Raw genomic sequence first — 2,775 nt, forward strand, 5'->3', positions numbered from 1 at the left:
AAGGAGTACTGACATGCGCACACAGGCCGCCGTGATCTATGGCCTCCACACCAAGTTCGAGGTCAAGGAGGTCGAACTCGACGAACCTGGTCCCAACGAGGTGCTGGTACACCTCGCGGCCTCCGGCATCTGTCATTCCGACATGCACAACGTCACCGGCGACCAAATCGCAGCCCTGCCAATGATCTTTGGGCACGAAGGAGCCGGCGTCGTCGAGACGGTCGGCGCCAACGTCACCCACGTGCAGCCGGGCGATCACGTCGTGATGTCCTACCTGCCGTCGTGCGGAACGTGCCGGTGGTGCACCAACGGGCAGACCAACCTGTGCGACCTGGGTGCCTACACCGTGCTGGGGCCCCAGATCGACGGCACCTATCGCTTCCGCGACGACGACGGCACCGAACTCGGGCAGTTCTGCCTGGTCTCCACGTTCAGCGAATGGACCGTGGTACCAGGTCAATCGGTGGTCAAGGTGGAGCCGCACTACCGCCTCGAACGCGCCTGCCTGGTCGCCTGCGGCGTCACCACGGGCGTCGGCACCGCGATCTACCGCGGCGGAGTGAAGCCCGGTGACGACGTCATGGTCTTCGGGGTTGGCGGCATCGGCATGAACATCGTCCAGGGTGCCAAGCTCGCGGGCGCGAAGCGCATCATCGCCTGCGACATCAACGACTGGAAGCTGGAGCAGGCCAAGATCTTCGGCGCCACCCATACCGTCAACCCCAACACCACCGACCCCGTCGAGTTCGCCAACGAGCTCACCTGGGGTGTCGGCGTGGATCGGTCCTTCGAGGCGATCGCGACACCGGAGACCATCGGGCAGGCCGTCAAGGCGGTCCGCAAGGGCGGCCAGGCCACCATCGTGGGTCTCACTCGCCACGACCAGCCCGATATTCCCATCAACCCCTCGGAGTTCGTGCTCTGGCAGAAGACGCTGACCGGCTCGCTCAACGGCGGCTGCAATCCGCGCAACGACATTCCGGCCATGCTGCGGCTCTGGGACACCGGCCAGCTCAACCTCGACGATCTCGTCACCAAGGAATATCGCCTCGAGCAGATCAACGACGCCTACGACGATCTGCTGTCGGGCAAGAACCTTCGCGGAGTGATCCGCTACGAGTGGGCTGACAACGGGGTGGACACCCCATGAGCATCCAACACCTCGACGGCGACGCCCAGGACTTCCTTGGCGTGGTCAACGACTTCTGTCGAACCCGGGTCGCGGCACGCGCTCAGGAGATCGACCTGTCCGGCGAGTTCTTTCCCGATCTGCTCGCCGAAGCCGCCGCCCTCGGACTGCAGGGACTGATCTTCTCCGAGGACGGCAAGATCGACCCGGCGAGGTTCGCTCTGGCCCACGAGACCACGGAGCTCATCGCCTCGTACTCCGGGTCGGTGGCGCTGGGCATCTCCATCGCACGGCTGCACGGCTATCTCCTGGCGGCCTACGCTCCCAGTGAGATCCGCGACCGCTGGCTACCCGGCTTGATGAACGGCTCCATCCGCGGCGCCTTCGCGCTCAGCGAACCGCACTCCGGCACCGACATTCGCGCGGGCCGGACCGTGGCCACTACCGTTGACGTCGACACCGTCAGCATCTCCGGGGAGAAGGCCTGGATCACACAGTCCCCCGCGGCACACTTCGTCATCGTGCTGGCCAAATTGGAATCTGCCGACCGGGATGCGCCCACCGCGGCCTTCGTCGTCCCACTGGACACCGAGGGCGTCACGGTGGGCAACGACGAACCGATGTCCGGGTTCCGGGGCATGCCGATGGCCAACGTGCACTTCGACGGCGCCCGGGTGCCCTCGTCGTGGCGGCTGGACGTCGACGGGTTCCGCGGCATGCTCGAAGGCCTCAACCTGGCCCGCCTCGACGCGGGTTGCTACGGCGTGGGATTCATGCGCGCCGCGTTGCGGGAGACCAGTGCCTACGTCCGCGAGCGCGAGGCCTTCGGACGCACGCTGGCCGACCTGCAGATCGTGCAGGAGAAGCTCGGCCACATGCACGCCGACTACCTCGCGGCCCGCGGCCTACTGCGCGAGGGCGTGGAAAGCTTCGCGACGGGTGGCGGCGGTGACGCGCATTTGATCTCGGCGGCCAAGATGTTCGCCACCGACGCCGCGATGCGTCACACCACCGAGGCCGTCCAGCTCCACGGCGGCTACGGGGTGCACCTGCACTACCCGGTACAGCGGCTCATGCGCGACGCGAAGATCACCCAGATCATCGACGGCACCAGCGAAATCCACGCCCTGATGCTGGGCCGGGCGGCAGCACGCGCCGACTGGTCCCTGATCGACATCCACGCTTGACCGACAACCAATCCAAAGGAGGCGACGTGACCACCATGTCCGCATCAAAGGGCACACTCACCGACTCGTTCGAACCGGGCACCATCTTCCTCAACGGGGAGTTCATCGCCTCTGACGGCGCACCGCTGCCGGTGACCGACAAGGCCAGCGGGGAGGTCATCGGCACTACCGCATCCGCCACCAGCGCCGAAGTCGACAGGGCCGTCGCCGGAGCCGTTGCCGCCCAACGTGACTGGTACGCCACCCCAGCCACCGAACGCGCCGCCATCCTACGCCGCGCCGGTGCGCTGCTGGACGCGGCGACGGACCGATTCCGCGACGTCCTCGTCCGGGAAGGCGGTGCCACCGGACCCAAGGCCCTCGGCGAGATCGGCGCCAGCGTCATCGAGTTCTATCAAGCCGCCGAACTGGCCACCACCCCCCTTGGCGAAGTGATCCCCTCCGGGCAGCGCGGCCGCG

3 protein-coding genes are annotated in these 2,775 nt (G+C 66.8%); all 3 read left to right on the forward strand.

Going from position 1 to position 2,775, the window contains the following annotated elements; translation table 11 throughout:
• The first annotated feature begins 13 nt into the window (after positions 1–13).
• Entirely contained in the window at positions 14–1,150 is a 1,137-nt protein-coding gene (locus tag ACRDUX_RS03100; RefSeq protein WP_526410917.1) for a Zn-dependent alcohol dehydrogenase, read from the forward strand.
• Positions 1,147–2,316 carry an acyl-CoA dehydrogenase family protein gene (locus tag ACRDUX_RS03105; RefSeq protein WP_526410919.1) on the forward strand — a complete coding sequence of 390 codons (1,170 nt, stop codon included), beginning with the start codon at positions 1,147–1,149 and terminating at the stop codon, positions 2,314–2,316. The genes ACRDUX_RS03100 and ACRDUX_RS03105 overlap by 4 nt, the downstream gene beginning before the upstream one ends.
• 35 nt (positions 2,317–2,351) lie before the next feature.
• On the forward strand, positions 2,352–2,775 hold a 424-nt coding region (locus ACRDUX_RS03110; protein ID WP_526410921.1), incomplete at its 3' end, for an aldehyde dehydrogenase family protein.

The sequence above is a fragment of the Mycobacterium sp. genome, from assembly GCF_050701675.1.
Lineage (GTDB): Bacteria > Actinomycetota > Actinomycetes > Mycobacteriales > Mycobacteriaceae > Mycobacterium.